1 pseudogene is annotated in these 625 nt (G+C 52.5%); it reads left to right on the plus strand.

Features of this window, described 5'->3' with window-relative positions:
- Window positions 1-239 precede the first annotated feature (239 nt).
- Window positions 240-532 (plus strand): annotated as a pseudogene (gene cbl, locus K5Y30_RS24910) (HTH-type transcriptional regulator Cbl); the annotation flags it as partial.
- Window positions 533-625 lie beyond the last annotated feature (93 nt).

The raw sequence follows: 625 nt of genomic DNA on the forward strand, positions 1-625 counted from the left end.
CCGCTGTTTCGCCGCACGCCTCCTGCCCTAAAGCAAATTCATCCGCCCGTCATTGAGCCGTCACGGCGCTGTCATCTGACATGCGCAATGTAATCGCCATCCCGCAGTGAACTTCGCTGCACTCCTCGACCAGATGAGGTATTGAGCACGATGGGGATATCCAGACATCCGACCACTGTTAATCAGGCCGTTGCCGTCCAACAGGATCAGCCGCTGCAGGCGCCCGATAACAACAAACCAACGCACATGATTCTGACGTGGTGAAAACCTATGTTGAACCTGGTCCTGGTGTGGGCATTCGGCCGATCAGGCGTGTGATATTCAAGAAGGTGCAGACCGGGTAAAAATCGAGACGCATCATCTGTTCGATGCCAATACGGTGCGGCTCGGCCTGAAGCGCGGTGAGTTGCAGCTTAATGACGTCTGGCAACGCTCCGAACGCTGTAATGCCAACCTTTCGCTGGAGGAGAACAAACGTCAGGTGCTCTCCGAAGAGATAGAAAACGAACCGGCTATCGACTTCCAGATTTAATGTTTATTCCGGTCGCTATTCATGGCGACCTTTTCCCGCACAGCATAAAATTTCTTTTCCCATCGCAAAACAGACACCGACACAAATTTCATT

Origin of the sequence: Pantoea sp. DY-5 (assembly GCF_019795955.1) — a bacterium.
GTDB classification, from domain to species: domain Bacteria; phylum Pseudomonadota; class Gammaproteobacteria; order Enterobacterales; family Enterobacteriaceae; genus Pantoea; species Pantoea leporis.